Genomic DNA, 1,294 nt, shown 5'->3' on the forward strand with positions numbered 1-1,294 from the left:
CAAATAATAAAAAATTATGTTAATCACAATTAAATAATTTTGAAAAGGTAATTAATGAAGCAAAAAAAATGGGAATAAAGGTAAAAATAACAATATTAAAATAAAGGAGAAATAAAAATGTCAATGAATATAGGAATTTATAAAGAAAAAAAAGAAAAAGATTTTAGAATGGTAATATTACCTAGCGGAAGAAATAAAATAGGTTTAAGATCAAGAAAAGATTATGGAATAACTTCCTTTTTAAGTAAGAAAGATAGTAAAAAAATAGGAGAACTTTCATTATGGGCATTAAAACAATGCGATGATGAAATAATAGAATACCCTGTTGATATAAAATGGGAGAAAAAATATTTTAATTGTTCTAGTGTAACATCAGCATACAATCTTATAAGTTTTAAATTTTATGAAAATAAATATAAATTACAATTAGAAATGAAAGATGGATATGGTTATTCTCCTTTCAAAGATTTTAATGGTAATAAATGTGAATATATTTTTAATGAAAAACCGAGTGAAAAAGAATTGGGCGAAAAAATAATGGAAATGTTTGAGTACAAAGAAAATTATGACAAATAAATTCTCCTGCAAATAATAAAAAATTATGTTAATCACAATTAAATAATTTTGAAAGAGTAATTAATGAAGCAAAGAAAATGGGAATAAAAGTAAAAATAACAATATTAAAATAAAGGAGAAATAAAAATGGCAATAGATATAGCAATTTATAAAGAAAAAAAAGAAAAAGATTTTAGAATGGTAATATTACCTAGTGGAAGAAATAAAATAGGTTTAAGATTAAGAAAGGATTATGGAATAATTTCTTTTTTAAGTAAAAAAGATAGCGAGAAAATAGGAGAATTTGTATTATGGGCATTAGAACAATGTGATGATGAAGTAATAGAATACCCTGCTGATATAAAATGGGAGAAAAAATATTTTAATTGTTCTAGTGTAACATCAGCATACAATCTTATAGATTTTGAATTTTATGAAAATAAATATGAATTACAATTACAAATGAAAGATGGTCATGGTTATTCTCCTTTCAAAGATTTTAATGGTAATAAATGTGAATATATTTTTAATGAAAAACCAAGTGCAAAAGAATTGGGTGAAAAAATAATGGAAATGTTTGAGTATAAGGAAAATTACGATAAATAAAAATCTTTAATTCAATACAAATAAATTCTCCTGCAAATAATAAAAAATTATGTTAATCACAATTAAATAATTTTGAAAGGGTAATTAATGAAGCAAAAAAAATGGGAATAAAGGTAAAAATAACAATATTAAA

2 protein-coding genes are annotated in these 1,294 nt (G+C 22.0%); both read left to right on the forward strand.

The annotated features are described in order from the left end of the window. Positions 1-117 precede the first annotated feature (117 nt). Entirely contained in the window at positions 118-576 is a 459-nt protein-coding gene (locus tag AWT72_RS08565; RefSeq protein ID WP_067143639.1) for an osmolarity sensor protein EnvZ, read from the forward strand. A gap of 126 nt (positions 577-702) precedes the next feature. After that, a complete protein-coding gene (locus AWT72_RS08570) occupies positions 703-1,161 on the forward strand; it encodes an osmolarity sensor protein EnvZ (protein ID WP_067143642.1) in 459 nt (152 codons plus the stop codon). Positions 1,162-1,294 lie beyond the last annotated feature (133 nt).

It is taken from the genome of Oceanivirga salmonicida (genome assembly GCF_001517915.1).
Classification (GTDB): domain Bacteria; phylum Fusobacteriota; class Fusobacteriia; order Fusobacteriales; family Leptotrichiaceae; genus Oceanivirga; species Oceanivirga salmonicida.